Consider the following 26,909-nt stretch of genomic DNA (forward strand, 5'->3'; position numbering starts at 1 on the left):
CCATCTGCCTCGGTTTATGACACGCCACGGGGGTGGGAGGATCGCTCCCACCCCCGAGACATGAGGTCGACTCTGCTTACTTGCTCTCGAAGTCCTTGGTCTCCACGGTGGCCCACTTGCCGCCGGCAACCTTGTAGACGGTCAGCACCTTGGAGGTGGTGTCACCGTACTGGTCGAAGGCGACCTTGCCGGTCACACCGTCGAAGGAGACCTTGCCCACGGCATCGACCGTGGCCTGGCGCGCGGACTCGACGTCCTTGGCGTCCTTCAGCGACGTCTTCAGGGCGTTGATGATCGCGTTCGCAGCGTCGTAGGAGTAACCGCCGTACGCGGCGTACGGCTCCTTGTAGTTCTGCGCGTTGTAGTCCGAGACGAACTTCTTCGCCGACTCGAGGCTGTCGACCGGAGCACCGACCGAGGTGGCCAGGTCACCGTCGCTGGTCTTGCCGGCCAGCGTGATGTACTTCGGGTCGAAGATGCCGTCGCCGCCCATCAGCGGGACGTTCAGGCCGGCGGCCTTCATCTGCTGCGACAGCGGACCGGCGTTCGGGTACTCACCGCCGTAGTAGACGGCCTGCGGGTTGGACGGCTTCACCGCGGAGATCACGGCCTGGTAGTTCGAGTCGTCCGGGTTGATCGTCTGCGCCGACACGACCTGACCGCCGAGCTTCTTGAACTCCTCGGTGAAGGTGCCGACCAGGCCCTGGCCGTACGCCTTCTTGTCGTGGATCGTGGCGACCTTGGTGATCTTCGCGGTCTCGTACAGGTACCGCGCCGCGAACGGACCCTGGACGGCGTCCGTCGTGCAGGTGCGGAAGTAGGTCGGGTACGGCCGCTTCGGGTCCGTCTGCCACTTCGCGCCCTGGGTCAGGCCCGGGCCGGTGTTGGCCGGCGAGACCTGGACGATGTTCTTCGGCGCGAGCACCGGCTGGACCTGCTGGCTGACGCTGGTGTTCAGCGTGCCGACCACGCCGATCACGTCCTTGTCGCTGGCCAGGGCCGTGGCGGCGTTCTTGCCCGGCTCGGTCTTGGCCTCGTCGTCCTTCGCGTCCACCTCGAGCTTCCAGCCCGGGATCGCGTTGGAGTCGTTGGCCTGCTTGACGGCCAGCTCGACGGAGTGCTGGATACCCAGACCCAGGGCGGACAAGTCTCCGGACAGCGGCGCGATGACGCCGATCTTCGCGGTCTTGGTCGAGCTTCCGGAGTTCCCCCCGGAGTCGTTGCCACTGCGTGAGCCGCAGGCAGTCAGGGCCAACGACGCAACGATCAGCGACGCGCCGACCCGTACTACGGAACGCTGGTGCACTGTTCCTCCCATGTCTGGATAGTCCCAGCGAATCCGGGACTCTCGCGCATTTGCCACGAGCACCGGCAGGTTAGACCCCGCGATGGTTCCAAGCGAACAGCGCATCGGCTGTGTTGTGAGGTCGTTACCCCGGTAAGCATCGTCCGTTGACCTGATTACTGTCCGATCGGGTCGATTGGTGACGTAGTGTTAGCGACCGGTTGACTTTAGTGAGAATCACTGCCTGTCAACCTGGGTGACTGTCACGATTCGTCACGAAGCCGCCAGCGCGTTCACCTCACCGTCACGACACGCCGCTACGGCAGGCGAGAACCCCGGATCTTTGCCGCGCGGGCAGGACGAACTGCCCGTTCAGGAATCGCCGGCCTCGTTCACGACCAGCTCCGCGACCTGACGCATCGAGACCCGCTTGTCCATCGCGGTTTTCTGGATCCACCGGAACGAATCCGGCTCCGACAACCCGAACTTGGTCTGCAGGATCGACTTCGCGCGATCCACCAGCTTGCGCGTCTCCAGCCGCTCGGCCAGGTCCGCGACCTCCCGCTCCAGCTCGGCGAGCTCGACGTACCGCGACGCGGCGATCTCGATCGCGGGCAGCAGGTCGGCCTTGGAGAACGGCTTCACCAGGTACGCCATCGCGCCGGCGTCCCGCGCCCGCTCGACCAGCTCCCGCTGCGAGAACGCGGTCAGCATCAGCACCGGCGCGATCCGCTCCCCCGCGATCTTCTCCGCCGCACTCAGCCCGTCCAGCTTCGGCATCTTCACGTCGAGAATCACCAGATCCGGCCGCTGCTCGATCGCCAGCCGAATCGCCTCCTCGCCGTCCCCCGCCTGCCCGACGACGTCATACCCCTCTTCCGCGAGCATCTCAGCCAGATCCATCCGAATCAGAGCCTCGTCCTCAGCGATCACCACACGCTTAGCAGTCACACCCGACACCTTATCGATCCCCCCTCACGACTTAGGACCCACAAAGGTGTCGAGCGCAGCAACCGCCTCCTTCCGGCTGACCGCAATGAGATCCCAGCGCGGCCGGCGCCAAGCGATGCCCAAGAGGTCCAGTGCGTTCGTGAGTATGTTCCGGATGTCGTCGGACTTGTTCGAGAATATGTAGCGCACGTAGTAGTACCGCTTGTCACGACCGGGCCTGCTCGCCCAGTTCACGATCCGGCATCCGTCCGAGTGAATCAGTCCTCGCAGCAACTGTTCTGGGTACCTGGCAACGATCTCCTGCTGCCAGTCGGCCAGCTCGATCTTCCGCAGATGTTTCATCCCTGGCCCGTGCTGCGGGAACACACACGGCCAATGCTTCCACCGCGCCTCTATCCGGATCATGCCTTGCCCGGTCCGCAGGCATGGGCTGGCCGTCGGCTTCACCAGCCTGATCGTGGCCGCGATCTCCTGGTTCAGCTCCGGATACTTCTGATCGTTCGCGATCTGAAGGCAGAAGACCCCCCGCCGCGCCTTGGCAATGTGCCCGTCGCCCAGATACCAGCCCAACAGCAACGCGTACGCCATCTCATCCAACTCCGCCCCATCGCACCGCGGGCACGGAGTGCCCCGGTAACCCCTGGCGCCACCACGCGTTCGCCCTTCCTTCTGGTACCGGCGCCGCCAAGTACGAATCGTTCGCAACGCGACCCCGTGGATCTCGGCGTTGACACGATCCGGTACGCCGTCGTCGGACATCCGCAACGCCGACTCGACCGTCTCCTCCGACCGGAAGTGCGCCATGACACATCGTCGCGTCGGCCACCGACATTTTCTGATCGAACGGTCAGATGGGCTAGGATTTCCGAACGCGCATCAAGCGCGGATGCCCTGATAGCCCAACGGCAGAGGCAATGCTCTCAAACAGCATCCAGTGTGGGTTCGAATCCCACTCAGGGCACAAAAACTGTCAGTGGTCCCGGCCAAGCTGGGCTCATGTACGACGAGCGGACGCGGGCGATCGCACTGGCGGCGATCGGCGCCGGGGAGAGTCTGAACTCGATCAGCAAGCGGCTGGGGATCAGTCGGGCGGCGCTGCGTGAGTGGCGGGATCGCGGGATGCGTTCGGCGCGGCCGGGCGGGTGCCCGCGGTGTGGGAGTGGATCGCTCGACAATCCGTCGTACTCACATCTGCTGGGTCTGTATCTGGGTGACGGGTGCCTGTCGCGGCATCGGCGGGATGTGTTTGCGCTGCGGATCGCGTGCGACGACGCGTACCCGCGGCTGATCGACGAGGCTGCGTCCGTCGTACGGGCCGTCCACCCGAGCAGGCCGGTGCATCGGGTGCAGGCGGTCGGGTATACGTCGGTTCTCTCGTACTGGAAACACTGGCCGTGCCTGTTTCCGCAGCACGGCGCCGGACCGAAGCACCGCCGTACCATCGCGCTCGCCGACTGGCAGCGGGAGATCGTTGCCGATGACCCCGAACTGTTCCTCCGCGGCCTGTTCAACTCCGACGGCTGCCGCGTAGCCAACTGGACCAGGCGAACGGTCGCCGGCCGACTGAAGCGGTACGAATATCCGCGCTACATGTTCTCCAACGAATCCCCCGACATCATGCGGATCTGCCAGTGGGCACTCGACCTGCTCACCATCCCCTGGCGCATGCCCCGCCCCAACGCCCTCTCCGTCGCCCGCCGAGAAGCCGTCACCTACCTCGACACCTTCATCGGCCCAAAGTCCTGAGCTCCGCCCGCTCGGATCTCCCGGCTTGAACGTGGTTGAGGCGGACGGTCAGCTGACCGTCCGCCTCAACCGCTGCTCTTCGTCTGTGTTCTTACCCGCTAACCCCGGTGATTACGGGTTGGGATTGCGGTAGGCGGGGGCGATTCCTTCGATGGCGTCGCCCATGCGGTGGACTCGGAGGGCGTTGGTGGAGCCGGGGATGCTGGGTGGGGAGCCGGCGACGATGACGACCAGGTCGCCCTTGCTGAGTTTGCCGAGTTCCAGGAGGCGCTGGTCGACCTGGCGGACCATTTCGTCGGTGTGGTCGACGGTCGGGACGATGTGGGTCTCGATGCCCCACACCACGCTCAGCCAGGAGCTGACCGACGGGACCGGCGTGAAGGCGAGCAGCGGGACCTCGGTGCGGTAGCGGGCCAGCCGGAGGGCGGTGTCGCCGGACTGGGTGAACGCGATCAGGTACTTCGCGTCCAGCCGCTCCGCAACGTCCGCGGCCGCGCGGGCGATCACGCCGCCCTTGGTCTTCGGCTCCCACTCGATCTCGTGGACCCGGCCGAGGCCCTGCTCCTCGGTGGCCTCGACGATCCGGGCCATCGTCTTGACGGTCTCGATCGGGAAGCGCCCGACGCTGGTCTCGCCGGACAGCATGACCGCGTCGGCGCCGTCGAGTACGGCGTTGGCGACGTCGGACGCCTCGGCCCGCGTCGGCCGCGGCGCGGAGATCATCGACTCGAGCATCTGGGTGGCGACGATCACCGGCTTCGCGTTCAGCCGGGCCTGGTCGATGATCAGCTTCTGGGCCAGCGGGACGTCCTCGAGCGGCAGCTCCACGCCGAGGTCGCCGCGGGCCACCATGAATCCGTCGAACGCCTCGATGATCTCGTCGAGGTTGGCGACCGCCTGCGGCTTCTCGATCTTGGCGACGACCGGGATCCGCAGACCCTCCTCGTCCATGATCTTGTGCACCAGCTGGATGTCGGCCGCGTCCCGGACGAACGACAGCGCGATCATGTCGGCGGGCAGGTGCAGCGCCCAGCGCAGGTCCTCGGCGTCCTTCTCGGACAGCGCGGGCACGCTGACCGAGACGCCGGGCAGGTTGATGCCCTTGTGGTTGGAGACCGGCCCGCCGACGGTGACCCGGCAGACCACGTCGGTCTCGGTGACCTCCTCGGCGACCAGGGCGATCCGGCCGTCGTCGATCAGCAGCTGGTCGCCCGGCTTCACGTCACCCGGCAGGCCGTCGTACGTCGTACCGCAGATGGTCTGGTCGCCGGGCACCTCCCGGGTGGTGATCGTGAAGCGCTCGCCGTAGGTGAGCGTTGCCTTGCCCTCGGCGAACTCGGCCAGCCGGATCTTCGGGCCCTGCAGGTCAACCAGGATGCCGACGTTGCTCCCGGTCTCCGCCGCAGCGGTGCGGATCCGCTGGTAGATGCGCTCATGCTCGGCATGGGCACCATGGCTCAGGTTGAGCCTTGCGACGTCCATGCCTGCTTGGACGAGTTCCGTGATGCGCTCCGGGGCGGCCGTAGCCGGGCCGAGCGTACAAACGATCTTTGCGCGACGCACGTCACAAAACCCTACTCCTGCAAACCACTGGTCCTGCTGGTCCGCCCCCGTTACTGGACAGTTAACAGTAGAAGACAATCGGCGGCAGTGCCTGAATCGTCAAGAAGGCAAGGGGGTGTAGGCCCCGACGGTGATCGCCCCGGTCAGCTCAGCCGTGACGCTCTGGAGGCCGATCGGCTGCCCTTCCTTGTCGTAGGTGATCAGCGTGACCTGCCCTGGCCGGCGCAGCGTGTACCCCAGCGCGAAGGCGTACGCCGCTCCCCCGGTCGTCCCGTTCGTGTACGTCGTCACCGACCGCCCGTCGACCACCCGGCTCTCCGGCCCCACCTGCCGGTGCAGATGGCCGGACAGCACCAGCCGCGCGCACCCGCGGGCGGCGGTGTCGGCGCCGGACGCCGGGTCGTGGACCACGAATGTCGAGATCCGCTTGTTCTCGGCCTGGTCGCAGGCGATGTCCGCGAGCCGCTCGGACTGGTGCTCGATGGTCTCGTCGCCGGGGCTGTCCGCGCTCCCGAGCCCGGTCTTGGTCGGGTCGCTGTCGCCCAGGAACCGGATTCCCTCCACCTCGACCGGCTTGCTGTCGAGCACGGTGAACCCGTTCTTGCGCATGGCGTCCTCGATGTGGCCGCCCGCGTCGTGGTTGCCGGCCACCGCGACGACCTTGAAGTCCTTGAAGTGCTGCCGCAGCGAGTGGATGCTGAAGACTTCCCAGCCCTGGCCGGACGACGTGTCGTCACCTGCGTCGATGAGGATCTTCGCCCCGCCGGCCTTCGCCACCTCGGCGGCGAAGCCGTCGATCCCGATGTTGTCGTGCCGGTCGTTGACCTGCAGTGCGACCTTCTGCCCTTCGGCGGGCTGGTGGATCTGGGTGGCGACATCGGCCACCGAGTCCTTCAGCTGACCGTAGAACCGGGACGACCGCTGGTACGTCTCGACCGCGGTCCGGATCACGCCGACGCCGCCCGTGGTGGAGAACCCGGAGGCGACCTCGACGCCCTGCAGTTGTTCGTCAAGCGGGATCTCCGGCAGCAGGTCGGCGAGCGGCTTCCACTCGGTCGGCGGTACGTCGACGGGCCGCATCCGTCCGGGGCCGAAGATCGAGGCGATCGTGATCAGCATCGCGACCAGGACGACGATCGCCCGGTGCTCGAGCCGGCGTTCGTGACGGTGGACGAGGTGCCACAGCTCCTGGCGGCGGCGGGCGCCGATCATCGCCCAGACGGTCGCCACCACGACGACCACCAGCAGACCGGAACCGGCCCCGGCCAGGGCGTCGTCGACGGCCATCTCCTGGACCACCTGCTGGATCCGCCCGATCTCACCGTCGGGCTGGGCCGCGATCAGGGCGTCGCGGTTGATCAGGTCGGTGAGGTTGGCGGCGTCGGTCTCCTGGACGTCGACGTTCACGCCGAGCCCCATCGGGTTGCTGCTGGCGATCCGCAGCCGCGGCAGGACGGCGCCGAGGTCCACCGTCGCGTGCCCGTCGAAGGTCGGCGAGACGGTCGCCGCGTGCGCACCGATCGTGACGCGCTCGGAGTCGTTTGCGAACGCAACCAGGCCGATCGTCACCGAGGTGACCAGCCAGAGCACGACGAGGGTGGCCCACGGCGCGATCGCGCGGAGCCGGGCCTTCGTCACCAGGCGCGTTGCCACACTTCCAACCTATCGACCCTCACCACTTTGAGCACCGACCAACCAGATCGCGGGGTGTTTCATGGTTGGCCGGTGCCCAAGGACGGTCAGACCGCCAGCGGGCGGGCGGTGGGCGGGATGGGGGTGGGCAGGGTGGACGAGCCGGTGAGGTGGGTGTCGACGCCGTTGGCGCACGAGCGGCCCTCGGCGATCGCCCAGACGATCAGGGACTGGCCGCGGCCGGCGTCACCGCAGGCGAAGACCCCCTCGACCGACGTGTGGTAGTTCTTGTCCCGCTGCACGTTGCCGCGCTCGTCGAGCTCGACGCCGAGCTGCTCGAGGAAACCCTCGCGCTCCGGTCCGACGAAGCCCATCGCGAGCAGCACCAGCTGCGCCGGAATGTGCTTCTCGGTGCCCTCGACCGGCGCGAACCGGCCGTCCTTGAACTCCACCTCGATCAGGTTCAGCCCGGAGACGTTGCCGGCCGCATCGGCCTCGAAGTTCACCGTGGAAACGGCGTACACCCGGTCGCCGCCCTCCTCGTGGGCGGAGGCGACCCGGTAGATCATCGGGTAAGTCGGCCACGGCTGGTGCCCCGGGCGGTCCTCGGACGGCCGCGGCATGATCTCCAGCTGGGTGACCGAGCGAGCCCCCTGGCGGTGCGCCGTACCGAGGCAGTCGGCGCCGGTGTCGCCGCCGCCGATGATCACCACGTCCTTGCCGGTCGCAACAATCTGGTCCTCGACGTTCTGGCCGAGCGCGACCCGGTTGGCCTGCGGCAGATACTCCATCGCCTGGTGGATGCCGCCGTGCTCCCGGCCCGGCACCGGCAGGTCGCGGGCCGCGGTGGACCCGGTCGCGATCACCACGGCGTCGTACCGCTGCTTCAGCTGGGTGCCCGTGACGTCCACGCCGACGTTGACGCCGGAGCGGAAGACCGTGCCCTCCTCCTTCATCTGCTGGATGCGGCGGTCGACCTGTTCCTTCTCCATCTTGAACTCGGGAATGCCGTAGCGCAGCAGGCCGCCGGGGGCGTCGGCGCGCTCGTACACCGCGACCGTGTGACCCGCGCGGGTCAGCTGCTGCGCGGCGGCCAGGCCGGCCGGGCCGGAGCCGACGACGGCGATCGTCTTGCCGGTCAGCCACTCGGGCGGCTGCGGCTTGACGTCACCGGCCTCCCAGGCCTTGTCGATGATCGCGACCTCGACGTTCTTGATCGTCACCGGGTCCTGGTTGATCCCGAGCACGCACGCGGTCTCGCACGGCGCCGGGCAGAGCCGGCCGGTGAACTCCGGGAAGTTGTTGGTCGCGTGCAACCGCTCGATCGCGCTCGACCAGTCGTCCCGCCAGACCAGGTCGTTCCACTCCGGGATCAGGTTGCCCAGCGGGCAGCCGTTGTGGCAGAACGGGATGCCGCAGTCCATGCAGCGGCCGGCCTGCTTGGTGATGATCGGCAGCAGCGCCTTGCCGGGCCCGCCGGGGTAGACCTCTTTCCAGTCCTGCACGCGCTCGGCGACCGGCCGCCGGTCGGCGACCTCCCGTCCGGTGGTCAGGAATCCCTTGGGGTCAGCCATCAGATGGCCTCCATCATCGCTCGCGTGGTGGCGTCCTCGTCCAGGCCGTCGCGCTCGGCGGCCGCCTTGGCCGCCAGCACCCGGGCGTAGTCGCGGGGCATCACCGTGGTGAACCTGGCGGCCGCGGCGGGCCAGTCGGCGAGCAGCTTGGCCGCCCGTTCCGAACCGGTCTCCTCGTGGTGCCGCCGGACCAGGTCGTGCAACAGGTCGGACTCGTCCTCGGTGAGCGGGAGCAGGTCCACCAGCTCCGGGTTCACCAGGGCGCGGTCCAGGTCGAGCACGTGGGCCACGCCGCCCGACATGCCCGCGGCGAAGTTCCTGCCGACGGCGCCGAGCACGACGACACGCCCGCCGGTCATGTACTCGCACGCGTGGTCGCCGACCGCCTCGACGACCGCGGTCGCGCCGGAGTTCCGGACGCAGAACCGCTGGCCGGCGCCGCCGCTGATGAACAGTTCGCCGGACGTCGCGCCGTACGCGATCACGTTGCCGGCGATGATCTGGTCGGCGGCGTCGAACCGGGCGTGCCGGTCCGGCCGGATCACGACCCGGCCGCCGGACAGGCCCTTGCCGACGTAGTCGTTCGCGTCGCCCTCAAGCCGCAGGGTGACCCCGCGCGGCACGAACGCGGCGAACGAGTTGCCGGCCGACCCGGTGAAGGTCAGGTCGATGGTGCCGTCGGCCAGGCCGGCCGCGCGGTACCGTTTGGTGATCTCGTGGCCGAGCATGGTGCCGACGGTCCGGTTGACGTTGCGGATCGCGAGCTGTGCGCGGACCGGTTCGCCGTTGTCCAGCGCCGGGGCGCAGATCCGGATCAGCTCGTTGTCGAGCGCCTTGTCCAGGCCGTGGTTCTGCTCGATCGTCCGGTGCCGCGACGCGCCCTCGGGCAGCGCCGGGACGTGCAGGATCGGCGTCAGGTCGAGCCCGTCGGCCTTCCAGTGGTCGACCGCGCGCTCGATGTCGAGGACCTCGGCGTGCCCGATCGCCTCGTCCAGCGTGCGGAAACCGAGCTCCGCCAGGTACTCGCGGACCTCCTCGGCGATGAACTCGAAGAAGTTCACCACGAACTCCGGCTTGCCCGAGAACCGCTCGCGGAGCACCGGGTTCTGGGTGGCGACGCCGACCGGGCAGGTGTCCAGGTGGCAGACCCGCATCATGATGCAGCCCGACACCACCAGCGGCGCGGTCGCGAAGCCGTACTCCTCCGCGCCGAGCAGCGCGGCGATGACGACGTCCCGGCCGGTCTTCAGCTGGCCGTCGGTCTGGACGACGATGCGGTCCCGCAGCCCGTTCAGCAGCAGGGTCTGCTGGGTCTCGGCGAGGCCGAGCTCCCAGGGACCGCCCGCGTGCTTCAGCGAGGTGAGCGGCGCCGCGCCGGTCCCGCCGTCGTGGCCGGAGATCAGGACGACGTCCGCGTGCGCCTTGGAGACGCCCGCGGCAATCGTGCCGACACCGACCTCGGACACCAGCTTCACGTGGATGCGGGCGGCCGGGTTGGCGTTCTTCAGGTCGTGGATCAGCTGCGCCAGGTCCTCGATCGAGTAGATGTCGTGGTGCGGCGGCGGCGAGATCAGGCCGACGCCCGGCGTCGAGTGCCGGGTGCTGGCGACCCACGGGTACACCTTCGGGCCGGGCAGCTGCCCGCCCTCGCCGGGCTTCGCGCCCTGCGCCATCTTGATCTGGATGTCGTCGGAGTTCGTCAGGTACTCCGCGGTGACGCCGAAGCGGCCGGACGCGACCTGCTTGATCGAGCTCCGGCGGGCCGGGTCGTACAGTCGCTCGGCGTCCTCGCCGCCCTCACCGGTGTTCGACTTGCCGCCGAGCTGGTTCATCGCGATCGCCAGCGTGGTGTGCGCCTCCGCGCTGATCGAGCCGTAGCTCATCGCGCCGGTGGAGAACCGCTTGACGATCGCGCTGACCGGCTCGACCTCGTCGATGGAGATCGGCTCTCGGTCGGACTTGAACCCGAACAGCCCGCGCAGCGTCATCAGCCGCTCGGACTGCTCGTCGACCTTCGACGTGTACTGCTTGAAGATGTCGTACCGACCGGTGCGGGTGCTGTGCTGCAGCCGGAAGACCGTGTCCGGGTCGAACAGGTGCGGCTCGCCCTCACGGCGCCACTGGTACTCGCCGCCGATCTCGAGCTTGCGGTGCGCCGGCAGGATGCCGTCGGCCGGGTACGCCCGCAGGTGGCGGCGCCGGACCTCCTCGGCGATCTCGTCCAGGCCGACGCCGCCGATCCTGGACGACGTACCGGTGAAGTAGATGTCGACCAGGAACGGGGACAGCCCGTTCGCCTCGAAGATCTGGGCGCCGGTGTACGACGCGACCGTCGAGACGCCCATCTTCGACATCACCTTGAGGACGCCCTTGCCGAGCGACTTCACCACGTTGCGGATCGCCTGCTCGGGCTCGACGCCCGGCAGGTATGTGCCCTGGCGGCACAGGTCTTCGACGGACTCCAGCGCCAGGTACGGGTTGATCGCGGCCGCGCCGTACCCCATCAGGAGCGCGACGTGGTGCACCTCGCGGACGTCACCGGCCTCGACGACCAGGCCGACCTGGGTCCGGGTCTTCTCCCGGACCAGGTGGTGGTGGATCGCGGAGGTGAGCAGCAGCGACGGGATCGGCGCGCTGTCGGCGTTCGAGTGCCGGTCGGACAGCACCAGGATGCGGGCGCCGTCGTTGATCGCGGCGCTGGCCTCGGCGCACAGCTCGTCGAGCCGGGTCCGGAGCGCCTCGCCGCCGCCCTCGACGTCGTACACGCCGCGCAGGACCGTGGTGGCCAGGCCCGGCATGTCGCCGTCGAGGTTGATGTGCCGCAGCTTGGCCAGCTCGTCGTTGGTGATCACCGGGAACGGGATCACCACCTGACGGCAGGACGCCGGGCTCGGGTTCAGCAGGTTCGACTCCGGGCCGAGGCTGGACGACAGCGAGGTCACCAGCTCCTCGCGGATCGCGTCCAGCGGCGGGTTCGTGACCTGGGCGAACAGCTGCGCGAAGTAGTCGAACAGCAGCCGCGGGCGGTCGCTCAGCACCGCGATCGGCGTGTCGGTGCCCATCGAGCCGATCGGCTCGGCGCCGGACTTCGCCATCGGGGTGAGGATGACCCGCAGCTCCTCCTCGGTGTACCCGAAGACCTGCTGCCGCCGGGTGACCGAGGCGTGGCTGTGGACGACGTGCTCGCGCTCGTGCAGGTCCTCGAAGCGGATCAGGCCCGCGTGCAGCCACTCGTCGTACGGGTTCTCGGCGGCGAGGGCGTTCTTCACCTCGGCGTCGGTGATGATCCGGTGCGCGTCGACGTCGACCAGGAAGATCCGGCCGGGCTCGAGCCGGCCCTTCTCGGTCACGGTGGCGGGGTCGATGTCCAATACCCCGGCCTCGGACGCAAGGACGACGAGGCCGTCGTCGGTCACCCAGTAGCGCGAAGGGCGCAGGCCGTTGCGGTCCAGGACCGCGCCGACCTTGGTGCCGTCGGAGAAGACCACCGACGCCGGGCCGTCCCACGGCTCCATCAGCGTCGAGTGGAACTCGTAGAACGCGCGCCGCTTCGGATCCATGGTGGCGGCGTTCTCCCACGCCTCCGGAATCATCATCAGCATCGCGTGCGGCAGCGAACGGCCGCCGAGGTGCAGCAGCTCGAGGACCTCGTCGAAGGACGCGGAGTCGGACGCTCCCGGCGTACAGATCGGGTAGAGCTGCTCGAGGTCGCCCGGGATCAGGTCGCTGGACAGCAGCGCCTCGCGGGCCCGCATCCAGTTCCGGTTGCCCTGGACGGTGTTGATCTCACCGTTGTGGGCGATGTACCGGTACGGGTGCGCCAGCGGCCAGGACGGGAACGTGTTCGTCGAGAACCGGCTGTGCACGATGCCGATCGCGGACGCGAGGTCGGGGTCGGTCAGCTCGGGGAAGAACTTGTCCAGCTGGTCGGTGGTCAGCATCCCCTTGTAGGTGATCGTCCGGCCGGACAGCGACGGGAAGTAGGTCTCGGTCTCCTTCTCGGCGCGCTTGCGCAGCCGGAAGGCCATCCGCTCCAGCGCCAGGCCGAGCACGCGGCCCGCCTTCGCGGTCACGAACAGTTGCTTGAACGTCGGCATCACCGAACGCGCAGTCGCGCCGAGCAGTTCGGGCGTGGTCGGGACGTCCCGCCAGCCGACCACCGTCAGCTGCTCCTCCGCCGCCAGCTCCTCGATCCGGGCGATCGCCTTCGCGGCGTCGTCGGCCTCGGCCGGCAGGAACGCGATACCGGTCGCGTAGCTGTGCGGCGCGGGCAGCTCGAACGCGCACACCTTGCGGTAGAAGGCGTCCGGGACCTGGATCAGGATGCCGGCGCCGTCACCGGAATCGGGCTCCGCACCGGACGCACCACGGTGCTCGAGGTTCCGCAGGGCGGTCAATGCCTTGGCCACGATGTCGTGGCTCGGTTCACCGGTCAGGGTCGCAACGAAGGCGACACCACAAGCGTCGTGCTCGTGCCGTCCGTCGTAGAGACCCTCGCTCGGGAATGGGGGGCGACCATACATTCAGGAGCTCCCGTCGTCCTACGGTCAAAAACAACTGGCCGCGGGACAACACTGGCCCAAGCCGGGAGTCCCGAGACTACCTCATGACGCCCGCCAGTTGGACTTCCTGTCCACCGCGAAACGCCATGCTAACCCTGCGTAAGCAAGCGCTCACTACTAGCCTCCCATCTTCCCAGCCACCCGCTCCGGCAACCACCAACAGCACCTGAAATTCACTTGCTGAGACCCGTCGGGGCGTCGGGCGGGACGCTGACGGCATCACGCTGCGTACGGCCTCTCAGTTCGCCCCTCAACATCCGGTCGCATGAAGCGCGCGAAGATGGTGCCTAGCTGGTCGAGGTGGGTGGCCGGAAGGACGTCGATCGGGCCAGGGAACATTCGACGGAGCGTAGTGGAGGCATCTCATGGGGCTGAGCGATTTTCCGCGGTACCCGTTGCTGTTCGGAGCGAGCCCGGTGCACCCGCTGGAGCGGCTGTCGGCGTACCTGGGCGGGGCGAAGATCTGGGCGAAGCGGGAGGACTGCAACTCCGGTCTCGCGTACGGCGGGAACAAGACGCGCAAACTGGAGTACCTGATCCCGGACGCGCTCGCGCAGGGCGCCGACACGCTCGTGTCGATCGGCGGCTACCAGTCGAACCACACCCGCCAGGTGGCAGCGGTGGCGGCCAAGGCCGGGCTCAAGGCGGTGCTCGTGCAGGAGAACTGGGTGGACTGGCCGGACGCCCTCAACGACCGGGTCGGCAACATCCTGCTCAGCCGGATCATGGGCGCCGAGGTGCGCCTCGACCCGGCCGGGTTCGGGATCGGCTTCAAGGACAGCTGGAAGCAGGCGCTCGCCGACGTCGAGGCCCGCGGCGGTACGCCGTACGCGATCCCGGCCGGCGCCTCGGACCACCGGCTCGGCGGGCTCGGGTTCGCGAACTGGGCGTACGAGGTGGAGCAGCAGGAGCGTGAGCTCGGCGTCTTCTTCGACACGATCGTGGTCTGCTCGGTCACCGGCTCGACGCACGCCGGCATGATCGCCGGGTTCGCGGGCCAGGACCGCCCGCGCCGGGTGATCGGGATCGACGCCAGCGCCAAGCTCCAGGAGACCCGCGACCAGGTCGAACGCATCGCCCGGAACACCGCCGAGCTGATCGGCCTCGGCCGCGACCTCCGCGACGACGAGATCACCGTCCTCGATGGTTGGGCCGGCGACGAGTACGGCGTCCCCGTGCAGTCCACGCTCGACGCGATCCGCCTGACCGGCGAACTGGAAGGCATGATCATCGACCCGGTCTACGAAGGAAAGTCCATGGCCGGGCTGATCGACCTGATCCGCACCGGCGACATACCGAAGGACTCCACCGTCCTGTACGCCCATCTCGGCGGCCAGCCCGCCCTGAACGCCTACAGCAGCCTGTTCACCCAGACTCAGCGGATCACCGACTGACTACCAGCCGCCGGCGAAGAACCCTTCGAGGCCGGGCTGTGGGTGGACCGCCGTCATCGCGTTCGCGGCAACGACGACGGCGAGCGCCAGCGACAGCAGCGGCACGAGCACGCCGTACCCGGCCAGTACCCACCGGGTACGGCCGTCCGCCCTCGCGAACCGTCGCCACAAGAGGACGGCGAGTACAGCGAGCGCGGCCACCACGATCGCGCCCTCGACAGCCATCACCGCGTGGAACAGCACGTAGTCGTCGGTGATCACCTCGAGAGGCGGCGACTGCTGCCCATCCGCCAGCTGCTGCCGGATCTGCCCGAGCGTGCCGTCCAACGGACCGGCCGGGGCTCCGAACAGCATCGGCAGCAGCGAGCCGAACGGCGCCGCCATTCCATGGACGTTGGCCATGACCGCCGAGCGAGACCACGGCGAGCCCGGTGGACAGGACACCGCTCACCGCGAGGCCCGCCGCCCGCAGCCCGTGCGTCCGCAGGAACGCCTGCCAGATCAGCACGGCGAGCGCGACGAGCACGACCAGCAGCGCGCCGGCGAGCACGCCCTTGGCCACGTGATAGCGGAACCAGTAGTCGACTACCCGTTGCAGGCCTTGGTCGAAGTTCCGCTCGCCGGAGCCCCAGTAGGTGACGAACCCGCTGCGGAAGGCACCGACCAGGTGTCCTTCGCTCCTGAGGTCGGCGGTCGCCGCATCGCTCGCGAGCACGCCTGGAGCAACGACGAAGGCGACGACGAGCGCGACTGCGAGAACGGCGAGCCTCTTCATGGGCACAAGCTAGGCGAATCAGCACGGCGTGAACCATGACGTCGAGGCGACCCCGGGGGTAGCGCCTGCGCTACCCGATTCCGGGGCCGACGAGCGTGCCGACGAAGTAGGTCAGGGCCGCCGCGGCGCCGCCGAGGAGCAGCTGGCGCAGGCCGGAGTACCACCAGGACCGGCTCGTCACGCGGGAGACGACAGCGCCGCAGACGAACAGTGCGGTCAGGGAAAGGATCAGGGCCGGTACGACGCTGGTGGCGCCGAGCAGGTACGGCGCCAGCGGGATGAACGCGCCGACGGCGAAGCAGACGAACGACGAGGCGGCGGCGACCACCGGGTTGGGGAGGTCGCCGGGGTCGATGCCCAGTTCCTCGCGGACGTGTTCCTCGAGGGCCTGGTCGGGGTCGGCGTGGAACTGCTTGGCGACCTTGCTGGCCAGGTCCGGGTCGAGGCCCTTCGCGCGGTAGGTCTCGGCGAGCTCGATCTCCTCGTCGATCGGGTGTTTCTTGATCTCGGCGCGTTCGACCTCGATCTCGGCGTGCGCGAGTTCGCGCTGGGAGGCGACCGAGGTGTACTCCCCCGCCGCCATCGAGAACGCGCCGGCGGCGAGGCCCGCGAGGCCGGCCAGCACGATGAACTTCGAGCCCGAGGCGGTGCCGCCGTCCATGCCGGCGATCAGCGCGAAGTTCGAGACCAGGCCGTCCATCGCGCCGAACACCGCCGGGCGCAGCCAGCCGCCGTTCACATCACGGTGCGTGTGGTCGCCGTGATGCTCGGCCGAAACCTCGGGCGTCTCAGTCACGAGACCCTTCAGGTGGTTGCTCGGCGTCGCCGGACCCGTTCGTACTCCCGGCTTCGACCTTCTCGGAACCGTCGTCCGGCTTGTCCACGACGGCGTCCTGCGGCTCGGCCTCGGTGGCCTCGGCGTCCTCGGCCGGCTTGGAGGCCTCGGTGGTGGGCTTGCCGGCGGCCGGGCCGGTGCTGATGTCTTCCTGGCCGGGGTAGCGCTTGGCGCTGATCACGAAGGCCACGACCGCGAGCACGAACAGGATCAGCGCGGTCCAGACGTTCAGCCGCAGGCCGAGGAAGTGGTTCACGGTGTCGATGCGCAGGTTCTCGATCCACGCGCGACCGGCGGTGTACGCCGCGACGTACAGGAAGAAGGCGCGGCCGTGGCCGAGCTTGAACCGGCGGTCGGCGAGCAGGATCAGCGCGACCACACCGAGGTTCCAGACGGCCTCGTAGAGGAACGTCGGCTGGAACGTGGCGAAGTCCTTGTACCCGGCCGGACGGTTGTCGAAGGCGATCTCCAGGCCCCACGGCTTGCTCGTCGGGCGGCCGAACAGCTCCTGGTTGAAGTAGTTGCCGAACCGGCCGAAGATCTGCGCCAGCGCGATCCCGGGCGCCATCACGTCCGCGACCGCCAGGAACGGCACCTTCGCCCGCCGGCAGGCGATCCACGCGCCGAGCGCGCCGAAGCCGACCGCACCCCAGATGCCCAGTCCGCCGTGCCAGATCTTCAGCGCGTCGAGCGGGTTCTTGCCGGCGCCGAAGTACAGCTCGGCGTCGGTGACCACGTGGTAGATCCGCGCGCCGACGAGCCCGAACGGGATCGCCCAGAACATGATGTCGGCGAGCACCGGCGCCGATCCGCCGCGCGCCACCCAGCGCCGGCGGCCCAGCCAGTAGCCGGCGAAGATGCCGGCCAGGATGCACAGCGCGTACGCACGGATCGGCAGCGGTCCGAGGTGCCAGACACCCTGGCTCGGACTGGGAATGGTCGCCGGAATCAACACGGCGGAACTCAGACTAGACATGGCAAAGACAGACGCTACTCGACGCGTCAGACCACGGCCAGGAACGCAGGGTCACGATGCGATCGCGTCCACGGCCTGCTGCAGGCCGTCGGGTGTCAGTTGGTCGGCTTCCAGCTGCTTTCCGTTGACGTACACGGTCGGCGTACCGGTCACGCCCCGGTCGTCGGCGGCCTTGCCGACGGACTCCAGCCAGCTCGCGTACGTGTCGTTCTGCACGGCTTGCTGGTACTTCGCGTCGCCGATCCCGAGCTGCTTGCCGAGCTCCATCAACTGGTCGGTGGTCCAGGACTTCGAGAAGTCGCCGTACAGCTCGTCGACGAAGCTCAGCGCCTTGCCGTTCGCGGCCGCCGCGGCGAACGCGTTCGCCAGCCGCGGCGAGGCGTCCGGGTTCACGAACTGCAGCGGCCAGTAGGTCAGCGTCGCCGTACCGTCCTGGACGAGCTTGTCGATCGTCGCGCCGGTCTTCTCCTCGAACTCCGCGCAGTGCGGGCAGCGGAAGTCCAGATACAGGTCGATGGTGACCTTGGCGCCGCTCGTGCCGACCGTGACGCCCTTGCCGGCCGTGCCCGGACCGGTGACGACCGCGGGCTCGGGACGCCCGTTCGAGCTCACCTCGACCTTCGAGTGGCCGCGGTAGTACTGCACACCGACGCCGGCGCCGAGGGCCAGCACCAGGACGATCACCACGATGATCCCGGGTGAGATCCGGCGTTGCTGCTGCTGAAGCAGCGGATTCACGGGGGACTTGGCCTTGCTCACGACGCGGTGACTCCTTGCGGCTCGGATACGACGGCGAACTTGCTGACGGGGTTGAACCACAGCCAGCCGGCCAGGACGAGCAGGCCGGCGTCGCGGAGGATCTCCTGCAGGTACTTCGTTTGCCCCGGCGCGACCTGACCGCCGCCGCCGAAGCAGCCGCAGTCGATCGACAGGCCACGGGCCCAGGCGGACGCCACCGCGGCGATGAACACGACCAGGAAGACACCGGCCGCGGCCGCCGAGGCCCGGACACCGAAGCCGATGATCAGCAGCAGCCCGATCGCGATCTCCAGGAACGGCAGTCCCCAGCCGACCGGCTGCACCAGCGACGACGGGAGCAACTCGTAGGCACGGACCGCCTGCGCGGCGGTCTCCGGGTCGGTCACCTTGAGCGCGCCGGCCACCAGCATCACGCAGCCCAGCACGAGCCGCGCCACCAGCGAGACCCACGACTTCACCGGTTGGCCTCCACCAGTTTCCCGAAGTCGTGGGCGAGGTCGCCGATCGCGGCGTTCGACAGCCACAGCACGGTCGCCTTGTCGTTCTTCCCGAAGCCGATCACCTGCGCTCCGTGACCGACCTCGTACCCGCCGGAGGGCAGCTTCTGCATCCCTTCCACCGGGACGCCGACGGCCTTGGCGATGTCCTTGATCGACGTCAGCGAGCCGGTCAGCCCGACGAACGACGGGTCGAACCGGTCCAGGTACTTGCGGATCACCGGTCCGGTGTCGCGCGCCGGGTCCGTGGTGATGAACAGCATCTGGATCTGGTCCTGCACCTGCTGGTCGAGCTTGGTCAGCGCGGACGCCACGTCGGCCATCACGGTCGGGCACACGTCCGGGCAGTTCGTGTACCCGAAGAACACCAGCGTGACCGGCTTCTTGGTCGAGGTGACCAGGTTGAACGGGTTCCCGCCGGTGTCGGTCAAGGTGGCCGCGGGCATCGAGTACGGCCGGTCGAGCGCCGCGCCGCGCAAGCCGTTCGGATCCTGGCTGCTGCGAATGATCGCGCCGCCCGGATTGTCCGGCTTCTCCGCCTTGCCGCTGCAGCCCGCCAGGGCAAGCAGGGCCACCGCCGCCAGTAGAAGGACGGCGGTGTTCCTGGTTCGACTCACGGCGGTACTAACGATCAACCGGCGTACGGGGTTCCCGGCGGACGCCCTCGGACAGGTCCTCCGCCAGCGCGCGAACGGCGGCCGGACCACCCTCGCCGAGCGCCTTCACGAGCGCCGCGCCGACGATCGCGGCGTCCGCGAACGCGGTCACCCCGGCCGCCTGGTCGCCGTTCGAGATGCCGAGGCCGACGCCGACCGGCAGGCCGGTCGCCGCGTGCGTCCGGGCCACCAGCGGCGCCGCCAGCTCCGACGGCTTGTCCCGGGCGCCGGTGACACCCATCACAGCGGTCGCGTACACGAACCCGCGGCAGGCGGCCGTGGTCATCGCGATCCGCTCGTCGGTCGAGGACGGGGAGACCAGGAACACCTTGTCCAGGTCGTGCTTGTCCGCGGCCGCGACCCATTCGGCGGCCTCGTCCGGGATCAGGTCGGGCGTGATCAGCCCCGCTCCCCCGACCCCGGCGAAGTCCGCGGCGAACCGGTCCACGCCGTACCGCTCGATCGGGTTCCAATACGTCATCACGAGCACCGGGACGTCCGAGTACGCCGCGAGCTGCTCGACCGTGCTGAGCACGTCACGGGTGCGCAGACCGGCGGCCAGCGCGATCTCGGTGGCGCGCTGGATCGTGACGCCGTCCATCACCGGGTCGCTGTACGGCAGGCCCAGCTCGATCACGTCGGCGCCGCCGTCGACGAGCGCCTTCAGCCCGTCCAGCGCGCCGTCGTACGACGGATAACCGGCCGGCAGGTACCCGACGAAGGCGCCGCGGCCTTCGTCGTTGGCCTTCCGGATCGCGGCCCCGGCCTTGCCCAGGGCAACGAGCTCACTCACGGCCGGATCCTTCCTCGCCCAGGCCGAACCAGGTCGCGGCCGTGTCCATGTCCTTGTCGCCACGACCCGACAGGTTCACCAGGATCGTTGCGTCCGGCCCCAGCTCCTTGGCGATGTCGAGCGCCCCCGCGACCGCGTGCGCGGACTCGATCGCCGGGATGATGCCCTCGGTCCTGGACAGCAGGCGGAACGCCTCCATCGCCTCGGCGTCGGTGATCGGCCGGTACGTCGCCCGCCCGGTCTCGGCCAGCCACGCGTGCTCCGGGCCGACGCCCGGGTAGTCCAGCCCGGCGGAGATCGAGTGCGACTCGATCGTCTGCCCGTCCTCGTCCTGCAGCAGGAACGACCGCGCGCCGTGCAGGACGCCGACCTGGCCGGCGCTGATCGTGGCCGCGTGCCGTCCGGTCTCGAACCCGTCGCCGCCCGGCTCGACGCCGTACAGCTTCACGTCCTGGTCGCCGATGAACGCGGTGAACAGGCCGATCGCGTTGGAGCCGCCGCCGACCGACGCGACCGCGGCGTCCGGCAGCTTGCCGAGCAGCTCGAGCGACTGCTCGCGGGCCTCGTCGCCGATGCCGCGGACGAAGTCGCGGACCATCGCCGGGAACGGGTGCGAACCGGCCGCCGTGCCGAGGATGTAGTGCGTCTTGTCGACGCTCGCGACCCAGTCGCGCAGCGCCTCGTTGATCGCGTCCTTCAGGGTCCGGCTGCCGGTCTTGACCGAGATCACCTCGGCGCCGAGCAGCCGCATGCGGGCGACGTTCAGCGCTTGGCGCTCGGTGTCGACCTCGCCCATGTAGACCACGCACTCCAGGCCGAGGTAGGCACAGGCGGTCGCGGTCGCGACGCCGTGCTGGCCGGCGCCGGTCTCCGCGATCACCCGCGGCTTGCCCATCCGCTTGGTGAGCAGCGCCTGGCCGATCGCGTTGCGGATCTTGTGTGCGCCGGTGTGGTTCAGGTCCTCGCGCTTGAGCAGGATCCGCGTGCCGGCGACGTCCGACAGCCGGGTCGCGTCGTACAGCAGGCTCGGGGCGCCGATGTACTCGCGCAGCATCCGCTCGAACTCGCCGGTGAACTCGGGGTCGGCCATGGCTTCACGCCACGCCTGGGTGAGATCGTCGAGCGGCGCGATCAGCGCCTCCGGCATGAACCTGCCGCCGAAACGGCCGAAGTGCCCGAACTGGTCGGGCAGCACAGTACTCATCCGACAAAACCTTCCGACCCGGCCCGTACGGCGCGGGGAGAGTTACGGCCCCGCACCGTTTGGACCGGGCGGGCGTTCTAGTGCCGCTGCTGGATGGCGGGGTGCGATCCGGCGGCGACGAGGTCGGCGACCGAGGCGCGCGGGTCGCGGCCGGTCACCAGAGTTTCACCGACGAGGACGACATCGGCCCCGGCGCGCGCGAACTCGATTACATCATGCGGGCCGCGGACCCCGGACTCGGCCACGCGGACGAGCTCGGTCGGGATCGTCGGCGCGACCCGGGCGAAGGTGTCCCGGTCGACCTCGAGGGTCTTCAGGTTGCGGTTGTTCACGCCGATGAGCTGGGCTCCGGCGTCCACCGCACGCCGGGTCTCCTCCTCGTCGTGCACCTCGACCAGCGGGCACAGGCCGATCGACTGGGCCCGCTCGATCAGCGAGACCAGCGCCTCCTGCTCGAGCGCCGCGACGATCAGCAGCACCATGTCGGCACCGGCCGCCCGGGCCTCCCAGAGCTGGTACGACGAGACGATGAAGTCCTTGCGCAGCACGGGGACGTCGACCCGGCCGCGGACCGCACGCAGGTCGTCGAGGCTGCCGTTGAACCGGCGCTCCTCGGTCAGCACCGAGATCGCCGCGGCGCCGCCCTGCTCGTACTCCCCGGCCAGCGCGGCCGGGTCGGTGATCTCGGCCAGCTCGCCCTTGGACGGGCTGGACCGCTTCACCTCGGCGATCACCGCGATCCCGTCGCCGCGGAACACCGGCATCGGGTCCTTGGCGTCGGGCTTGCGCTGGGCCTCGAGCTTCAGGTCGTCCAGGCTGACCCGCGCCTGGCGCTCCGCGAGGTCGGCCTTGACCCCGGCGAGAATGTCGTCAAGCACAGTCATGTCCGTCCGCCCCTCAGTGGTCGCCGTCGGTCGGGACCCCGAAGCCCAGCAGCTGCAGCACCTTGCCGGCCAGCGCCCCCAGAACCGCGATCCCGACGGAGACCCAGAACAGCACCCAGTTCGGCCCGAGCACCATCGCGATGGCGCCGAGCGTGAACGCGACCAGCACGATCGCGACCGCCGTCCACGCCGCCGGGCTGTTGCCGTGCAGATCGTGCGGAGCCTCGTCCTCGATCCGGCTCGGCCCTTGATCGGCCACCGTATTGTCCATAATTGGCGCCACTCCTCCTCGTCGTCCCGTCCTATTGTGGCGGTAGCCCGCCGCGATCAGAGAGTCGGGTCCTCCCCGGCGTCGATCGCCTTCCACTGATCCGCTCCGTGATCCGGCCCGGCCGCCGCCGGATCACGCTCGTAACGGGCCGTGGCCCGCCTCCAACGGTGCGCGGTCAGCACGGTCAGCAGACCCGCCGCGACCAGCGCGATGCCGCCCGCCAGCGCGAACCACGGCGCCGGGCCCAGGGACTGCGTGACCTGGTTGGCCAGCACGTCGCTCAGCTCGGGCCGCAGCCGGCTCAGTTCCGGGCCGTCGGGGCGCACGCCCAGGGCGACGACGACCGCCGCGAACCCGAGCAGCGCCACCAGACCGCCGAGGACTCTCCGCAGCGCCGTTCCCGCCAGCCTCAGCACCACGACGGCCAGGATCGCGGCGAGCGCGAGCGTCACCGGGGCCTTGGTGATCGTGTAGCCGTTGAGGACGACGTCCTTGCGGCCGTTCCCGGGGTCTGCCGACACCCAGGTCAGGTACCCCGACAGCCCGAGGAGCACCAGCGCCGCCAGGGCGAGGACGTCGACGATCCGTTGAGGCCTCATACGTCGGTGAACGTTCCCGCGACCGCGATCGCGTTGAGCACGGCGGCCGCCTTGGTCCGGCACTCGGCGTCCTCGGCGGCCGGATCCGAGTCCGCGACGATGCCGGCGCCGGCCTGGACGTACGCCGTCCCGCCGCGCAGCACCGCGGTGCGGATCGCGATCGCGGTGTCCGCGTCACCGGCGAAGTCCAGGTAGCCGACGACGCCGCCGTACACGCCGCGGCGGGTGATCTCGAGCTTGTCGATGATCTCCATCGCGCGCGGCTTCGGCGCCCCGGACAGCGTGCCCGCGGGGAACGCGGCGGTGAGCGCGTCGAAGGCGGTCAGACCGGCCTTCAGTTGCCCGGTGACCGTCGACTCCAGGTGCATGACGTGGCTGTAGCGGCGCACGTCCATGAAATCGACGACCTCGACCGTGCCGGGCGCGCAGACCTTGCCGACGTCATTGCGGCCCAGGTCGACGAGCATCAGGTGCTCGGCGCGTTCCTTGACGTCCGCGCGGAGCTCCTCCTCCAGCGCGTGGTCCTCCTCCGGCGTGGCGCCGCGGCGACGGGTGCCCGCGATCGGGTGCAGGATCACCTTGTTCTCGGTGACCTTCACCAGGGCCTCCGGGCTGGAGCCGACGATGTCGAACCCGTCCAGCCGCACGAGGTACATGTACGGGCTCGGGTTGGAGCGGCGCAGCACCCGGTAGATGTCCAGCGCGGACGCACTGCTCTGCAGCTCGAACCGCTGCGAGACCACGATCTGGAACGCCTCGCCCGCGCGGATCTCCTCCTTGGCGTGCTCGACGGCCTGCCGGTACTCCGCGCTGGAGCGCTGCCGGTGCGGCTCCGGCTGGGCCTGCCGGTCGGCGCGCACGACATACGACGGGGTGGGCTGGGCGAGGTCGCGCTCCATCGCGTCCAGGCGCCGGACGGCGTCGGCGTACGCCTCGTCGACGCGCTCGTCGGAGTCGTCCCAGTTGACCGCGTTCGCGATCAGCCAGATCTCGCCGGTCTCGTGGTCGAGAGCGGCCAGGTCGGTCGCGAACAGGAACGTCAGCTCGGGCAGGCCGAGGTCGTCGGTCGTCGTGTCCGGCAACCGCTCCAGGCGGCGCACGGCGTCGTACCCGAGGAAGCCGACCATGCCGCCGGTCAGCGGCGGCAGGTCCGGCAGCCGCGGCGTATGCAGGATCTCCAGCGTCTCGCGGAGCGCCCGCAGCGGGTCGCCGTGGTCCGGCAGGCCGACGGGCGGGTTGCCCGTCCAGACGGCCTCGCCGTTGCGCTCGGTGAGCGTCGCGGCGGAACGGACGCCGATGAACGAGTACCGCGACCAGACGCCGCCGTTCTCCGCCGACTCGAGCAGGAACGTGCCTTCGCGCTCGGCGGCGAGCTTGCCGTACACCCCGATCGGTGTCTCGGCGTCGGCCAGCAGCCGGCGCGTGACCGGGATCACCCGGCGGTCCTTGGCGTACTCGCGGAAGGTCTCCAGGTCCGGCGCGGTCACGCGGCCGTCACCTCGATCTCGCCATGCTCGAAGCAGCTGCGGGTGCCGGTGTGACAGGCCGGCCCTTCCTGGTCGACGAGCACGAGCAGGGTGTCGGCGTCGCAGTCGACGAGGAGCTGCTTCACGTGCTGACGGTGGCCGCTGGTCTCGCCCTTCACCCAGTACTCCTGCCGGCTGCGCGACCAGAACGTGCTCCGCCCGGTCGCCGCGGTCCGGCGGACCGCCTCGGCGTTCATCCAGCCCACCATCAGGACCTCGCGCGTGTCGTACTGCTGCACCACCGCCGGGATCAGACCGGCCGCGTCGAAGGTCAACTCGTCGATAGTCACCCACCCATTGTCCCCGATCCGGGGTTGCCTTCTGACCACGGTCCGGATGAAGGTGTCCGGATGACGCTGAGCGAATACCGGGTGATCGACGGGCACAACGACCTGCCGATCGCTTTCTACGAACTGTGCGGCTACGACCTGGACGCGTACGACCTGGGCGGCTCGGTGCCGGCGCTGAACACCGATCTTCCCCGGCTGCGGGCCGGCCAGGTTGGCGGGCAGTTCTGGAGTCTGTGGGTGCCGCAGGACGAGCACGCGGTCCGGCGTACCTTCGAGCAGCTCGACTTCGTCCGGCGGCTGGTGCAGCGCTTCCCGGCGGACCTGGAGCTCACCGACACCGCCGACGAGGTCGAGGCGGCGATCAAGGCGGGCCGGGTCGCGTCGCTGATGGGTATGGAGGGCGGCCACTCGATCGGCGAGTCGCTCGGCGTCCTGCGGGTGATGCGGGCGCTCGGCGTCCGGTACATGACGCTGACCCACAACAACAACGTGTCCTGGGCCGACTCGGCCACCGACGAGCCGGTGCTCGGCGGACTGAACGAGTTCGGCGAGGAGGTAGTCCGGGAGATGAACCGGATCGGCATGCTCGTCGACCTCTCGCACGTCTCCGCGGACACCATGCGGCACGCGCTCCGGGTGACGAGCGCGCCGGTGATCTTCAGCCACTCTTCGGCGCGCGCCGTCTGCGACGTACCCCGGAATGCGCCGGACGACGTACTCGAGACGCTGGCCGGCAACGACGGCGTCTGCATGGTGACCTTCGTGCCGTACTTCACCTCACAGGCGTACGTCGACTGGGTCGCCGGCGCCCGGGAGGCGGCCCAGGACCAGGGCCTGAACCCGCTGAACCCGGACAACCAGGCGAAGCTCGCCGAGAGCTACGGCGTGCCGAAGCCGCAGACCACGCTGGCGGACGTGGTCGCGCACGTCGAGCACGTCCGCGAGGTGGCGGGCGTCGACCACATCGGGCTGGGCGGCGACTACGACGGGTGCCCCGAGTTCCCGGTCGAGCTGCCCGACGTGGCGTCGTACCCGGTGCTGTTCGAGGCGCTGGCCGGCCGCGGCTGGAGCTCCGAGGACCTCGACAAACTTGCCGGAGGCAACATCCTGCGCGTGCTCCGGGCCGCGGACGACGTCGCGGCTTAGGTCTCCCGGTACTGGGAGCGGATCTCGTCCAGCGCCTGCATCCCGGCGGCCTGGTACGTCGCGACTGCCCCCTCGTTGGTGGCCGGCGTGACCGTGTAGATGCTGGAAGCGCCCATCTCCCGCAGGTGCCGCGCGCAGCCGAGGACCATCGCGGTGCCGTAGCCGCGGCCGCGATGCAGGCGGTGGACGCCCATCGGCTCGATGTAGCCAGGGCGTCCCTCGCCGGCTGACCAGACGGTCGCCGCGGCCACCGATTCACCGATCTCGTTGCGGAGCACGAGGCACCGCGCGTCGGCGTACGGCAGGCCGTCGGACATCGCGAACCAGCGGTCGTCGGTGAACGTCGACCCGTCGAACGACGCCCGCTGCACGGAGGTCCGCTCGTGGGCCTCCTCCGCGCCGATCACGTCCACCCGGGCGCCGGGATCCGGTACCGGGTCGGTCAGGTCGCGGCGCAGCGGCACCCACGGCGCGTCGGCGTTCCAGCCGTCCTTGAACAGCAGGTCCTGGACGAGCGCCCCCATCGGCGTCTCGACGTACACCTTGCCCTCGATCAGCACGCCGGTCGCGGGCGCGGACACGTCGTCGACGATCCGCTGCGCGAGTTCCTCGTCACGCTGGACGTCCGGCGCGATCGACATCCGCAGCCAGTCCGGCTCGTCGAGCATCCCGATCGCGACGATCTGCCCGCCCCGGCGCCAGACCCGCGTCGCCGCCGCCGTCCGGTCCTCCCCGAACCGCCAGAACCAGCCGAGGTCCCCCGGGTGCAACTGCAGCGGCACCTCCTCCCGCTGCCACTCCCGCAACACCGCCACGACGTCCCCCAGCTCACCGATCCCCGGCGTACTCAACTCGATACCCATCCCCCGATCACACACCATCCCCCCACCCATCCGCACGCGACTTCCCGCACCGCACCCCCGCCCCGCGCCGCCCTCGAAGGCTCACTTTGTGCACCAGATCCGTACGTCGGACGCCCGAAAGCGCGGAT

At 69.4% G+C, this 26,909-nt stretch carries 25 protein-coding genes and 1 tRNA gene; 5 read left to right on the top strand and 21 right to left on the bottom strand.

Going from position 1 to position 26,909, the window contains the following annotated elements:
• Nucleotides 1-76 precede the first annotated feature (76 nt).
• From ACWEOO_RS09290 to ACWEOO_RS09300, 3 genes are all read right to left on the bottom strand, one after another.
• Nucleotides 77-1,318: a branched-chain amino acid ABC transporter substrate-binding protein gene (locus ACWEOO_RS09290; protein WP_359929727.1), complete on the bottom strand. Its 1,242-nt coding sequence runs from the start codon at nt 1,316-1,318 to the stop codon at nt 77-79.
• Nucleotides 1,319-1,657: 339 nt separating this feature from the next.
• Complete coding sequence (locus ACWEOO_RS09295) at nt 1,658-2,245, bottom strand: ANTAR domain-containing response regulator (RefSeq protein WP_344197031.1); 588 nt, start codon at nt 2,243-2,245, stop codon at nt 1,658-1,660.
• 15 nt (nt 2,246-2,260) lie between these two features.
• Nucleotides 2,261-3,040 carry a helix-turn-helix domain-containing protein gene (locus tag ACWEOO_RS09300; protein ID WP_452142559.1) on the bottom strand — a complete coding sequence of 260 codons (780 nt, stop codon included), beginning with the start codon at nt 3,038-3,040 and terminating at the stop codon, nt 2,261-2,263.
• A gap of 84 nt (nt 3,041-3,124) precedes the next feature.
• Here ACWEOO_RS09300 and ACWEOO_RS09305 point away from each other — a divergent pair.
• Both ACWEOO_RS09305 and ACWEOO_RS09310 read left to right on the top strand, forming a co-directional pair.
• Nucleotides 3,125-3,197: transfer RNA gene (locus tag ACWEOO_RS09305), tRNA-Leu, on the top strand.
• Nucleotides 3,198-3,232: 35 nt separating this feature from the next.
• Complete coding sequence (locus tag ACWEOO_RS09310) at nt 3,233-3,982, top strand: transcriptional regulator (protein ID WP_452142560.1); 750 nt, start codon at nt 3,233-3,235, stop codon at nt 3,980-3,982.
• A gap of 111 nt (nt 3,983-4,093) precedes the next feature.
• Here ACWEOO_RS09310 and pyk read toward each other — a convergent pair whose 3' ends face one another.
• From pyk to gltB, 4 genes are all read right to left on the bottom strand, one after another.
• Nucleotides 4,094-5,545, bottom strand: a complete 1,452-nt coding sequence (gene pyk, locus ACWEOO_RS09315) for a pyruvate kinase (RefSeq protein WP_452142561.1) — start codon at nt 5,543-5,545, stop codon at nt 4,094-4,096.
• 99 nt (nt 5,546-5,644) lie between these two features.
• Nucleotides 5,645-7,198, bottom strand: a complete 1,554-nt coding sequence (locus ACWEOO_RS09320; RefSeq protein WP_452142562.1) for a metallophosphoesterase family protein — start codon at nt 7,196-7,198, stop codon at nt 5,645-5,647.
• 86 nt (nt 7,199-7,284) lie between these two features.
• On the bottom strand, nt 7,285-8,751 hold the full coding sequence (locus ACWEOO_RS09325) for a glutamate synthase subunit beta (RefSeq protein ID WP_452142563.1): 1,467 nt from the start codon (nt 8,749-8,751) through the stop codon (nt 7,285-7,287).
• Nucleotides 8,751-13,274: a glutamate synthase large subunit gene (gene gltB / locus ACWEOO_RS09330; RefSeq protein ID WP_452142564.1), complete on the bottom strand. Its 4,524-nt coding sequence runs from the start codon at nt 13,272-13,274 to the stop codon at nt 8,751-8,753. Before gltB ends, ACWEOO_RS09325 begins: the two co-directional genes overlap by 1 nt.
• Before the next feature lie 404 nt (nt 13,275-13,678).
• Here gltB and ACWEOO_RS09335 point away from each other — a divergent pair, with 404 nt between their 5' ends.
• Nucleotides 13,679-14,707, top strand: a complete 1,029-nt coding sequence (locus tag ACWEOO_RS09335; RefSeq protein ID WP_452142565.1) for a 1-aminocyclopropane-1-carboxylate deaminase — start codon at nt 13,679-13,681, stop codon at nt 14,705-14,707.
• On the opposite strand, the gene ACWEOO_RS09340 is transcribed toward ACWEOO_RS09335, so the two are convergent.
• Nucleotides 14,708-15,109: a hypothetical protein gene (locus ACWEOO_RS09340; protein WP_452142566.1), complete on the bottom strand. Its 402-nt coding sequence runs from the start codon at nt 15,107-15,109 to the stop codon at nt 14,708-14,710.
• Between ACWEOO_RS09340 and ACWEOO_RS09345 the strand changes: the two genes are divergently transcribed.
• Nucleotides 15,108-15,521 carry a hypothetical protein gene (locus ACWEOO_RS09345; protein ID WP_452142567.1) on the top strand — a complete coding sequence of 138 codons (414 nt, stop codon included), beginning with the start codon at nt 15,108-15,110 and terminating at the stop codon, nt 15,519-15,521. The genes ACWEOO_RS09340 and ACWEOO_RS09345 overlap by 2 nt on opposite strands.
• Before the next feature lie 31 nt (nt 15,522-15,552).
• On the opposite strand, the gene ACWEOO_RS09350 is transcribed toward ACWEOO_RS09345, so the two are convergent.
• From ACWEOO_RS09350 to hisI, 12 genes are all read right to left on the bottom strand, one after another.
• Complete coding sequence (locus ACWEOO_RS09350; protein WP_359933769.1) at nt 15,553-16,278, bottom strand: VIT1/CCC1 transporter family protein; 726 nt, start codon at nt 16,276-16,278, stop codon at nt 15,553-15,555.
• Entirely contained in the window at nt 16,271-17,293 is a 1,023-nt protein-coding gene (gene lgt, locus ACWEOO_RS09355) for a prolipoprotein diacylglyceryl transferase (RefSeq protein WP_452142568.1), read from the bottom strand. The genes ACWEOO_RS09350 and lgt overlap by 8 nt, the downstream gene beginning before the upstream one ends.
• A gap of 51 nt (nt 17,294-17,344) precedes the next feature.
• Nucleotides 17,345-18,052, bottom strand: coding sequence for a DsbA family protein (locus tag ACWEOO_RS09360; protein WP_452142569.1), 708 nt, complete (start codon nt 18,050-18,052; stop codon nt 17,345-17,347).
• Nucleotides 18,049-18,510 carry a MauE/DoxX family redox-associated membrane protein gene (locus ACWEOO_RS09365; protein ID WP_452142570.1) on the bottom strand — a complete coding sequence of 154 codons (462 nt, stop codon included), beginning with the start codon at nt 18,508-18,510 and terminating at the stop codon, nt 18,049-18,051. Before ACWEOO_RS09365 ends, ACWEOO_RS09360 begins: the two co-directional genes overlap by 4 nt.
• The gene (locus tag ACWEOO_RS09370; protein ID WP_452142571.1) at nt 18,507-19,166 is read right to left on the bottom strand and encodes an SCO family protein; all 660 of its coding nucleotides are present in this window, start codon (nt 19,164-19,166) and stop codon (nt 18,507-18,509) included. The genes ACWEOO_RS09365 and ACWEOO_RS09370 overlap by 4 nt, the downstream gene beginning before the upstream one ends.
• A 7-nt stretch (nt 19,167-19,173) precedes the next feature.
• On the bottom strand, nt 19,174-19,998 hold the full coding sequence (gene trpA / locus ACWEOO_RS09375) for a tryptophan synthase subunit alpha (protein ID WP_452142572.1): 825 nt from the start codon (nt 19,996-19,998) through the stop codon (nt 19,174-19,176).
• Complete coding sequence (gene trpB / locus ACWEOO_RS09380) at nt 19,991-21,202, bottom strand: tryptophan synthase subunit beta (RefSeq protein ID WP_452142573.1); 1,212 nt, start codon at nt 21,200-21,202, stop codon at nt 19,991-19,993. Before trpB ends, trpA begins: the two co-directional genes overlap by 8 nt.
• 77 nt (nt 21,203-21,279) lie before the next feature.
• Complete coding sequence (gene trpC / locus ACWEOO_RS09385; protein WP_355690225.1) at nt 21,280-22,086, bottom strand: indole-3-glycerol phosphate synthase TrpC; 807 nt, start codon at nt 22,084-22,086, stop codon at nt 21,280-21,282.
• 13 nt (nt 22,087-22,099) lie between these two features.
• Nucleotides 22,100-22,357 carry an HGxxPAAW family protein gene (locus ACWEOO_RS09390; RefSeq protein WP_452142574.1) on the bottom strand — a complete coding sequence of 86 codons (258 nt, stop codon included), beginning with the start codon at nt 22,355-22,357 and terminating at the stop codon, nt 22,100-22,102.
• 56 nt (nt 22,358-22,413) lie between these two features.
• Nucleotides 22,414-22,956 (bottom strand): Trp biosynthesis-associated membrane protein, encoded by a 543-nt coding sequence (locus tag ACWEOO_RS09395; RefSeq protein WP_452142575.1) that lies wholly within the window; start codon nt 22,954-22,956, stop codon nt 22,414-22,416.
• A complete protein-coding gene (locus tag ACWEOO_RS09400; RefSeq protein ID WP_359933751.1) occupies nt 22,953-24,443 on the bottom strand; it encodes an anthranilate synthase component I in 1,491 nt (496 codons plus the stop codon). Before ACWEOO_RS09400 ends, ACWEOO_RS09395 begins: the two co-directional genes overlap by 4 nt.
• Nucleotides 24,440-24,772 (bottom strand): phosphoribosyl-AMP cyclohydrolase, encoded by a 333-nt coding sequence (hisI, locus tag ACWEOO_RS09405; RefSeq protein ID WP_359933749.1) that lies wholly within the window; start codon nt 24,770-24,772, stop codon nt 24,440-24,442. The genes ACWEOO_RS09400 and hisI overlap by 4 nt, the downstream gene beginning before the upstream one ends.
• A gap of 60 nt (nt 24,773-24,832) precedes the next feature.
• On the opposite strand from hisI, the gene ACWEOO_RS09410 reads away from it, so the two are divergent.
• Complete coding sequence (locus ACWEOO_RS09410) at nt 24,833-25,918, top strand: dipeptidase (RefSeq protein WP_452142576.1); 1,086 nt, start codon at nt 24,833-24,835, stop codon at nt 25,916-25,918.
• On the opposite strand, the gene ACWEOO_RS09415 is transcribed toward ACWEOO_RS09410, so the two are convergent.
• The gene (locus ACWEOO_RS09415) at nt 25,915-26,781 is read right to left on the bottom strand and encodes a GNAT family N-acetyltransferase (protein ID WP_452142577.1); all 867 of its coding nucleotides are present in this window, start codon (nt 26,779-26,781) and stop codon (nt 25,915-25,917) included. The two genes, ACWEOO_RS09410 and ACWEOO_RS09415, sit on opposite strands and share 4 nt — an antisense overlap.
• Nucleotides 26,782-26,909 lie beyond the last annotated feature (128 nt).

The sequence above is a fragment of the Kribbella sp. NPDC004138 genome, from assembly GCF_053603655.1.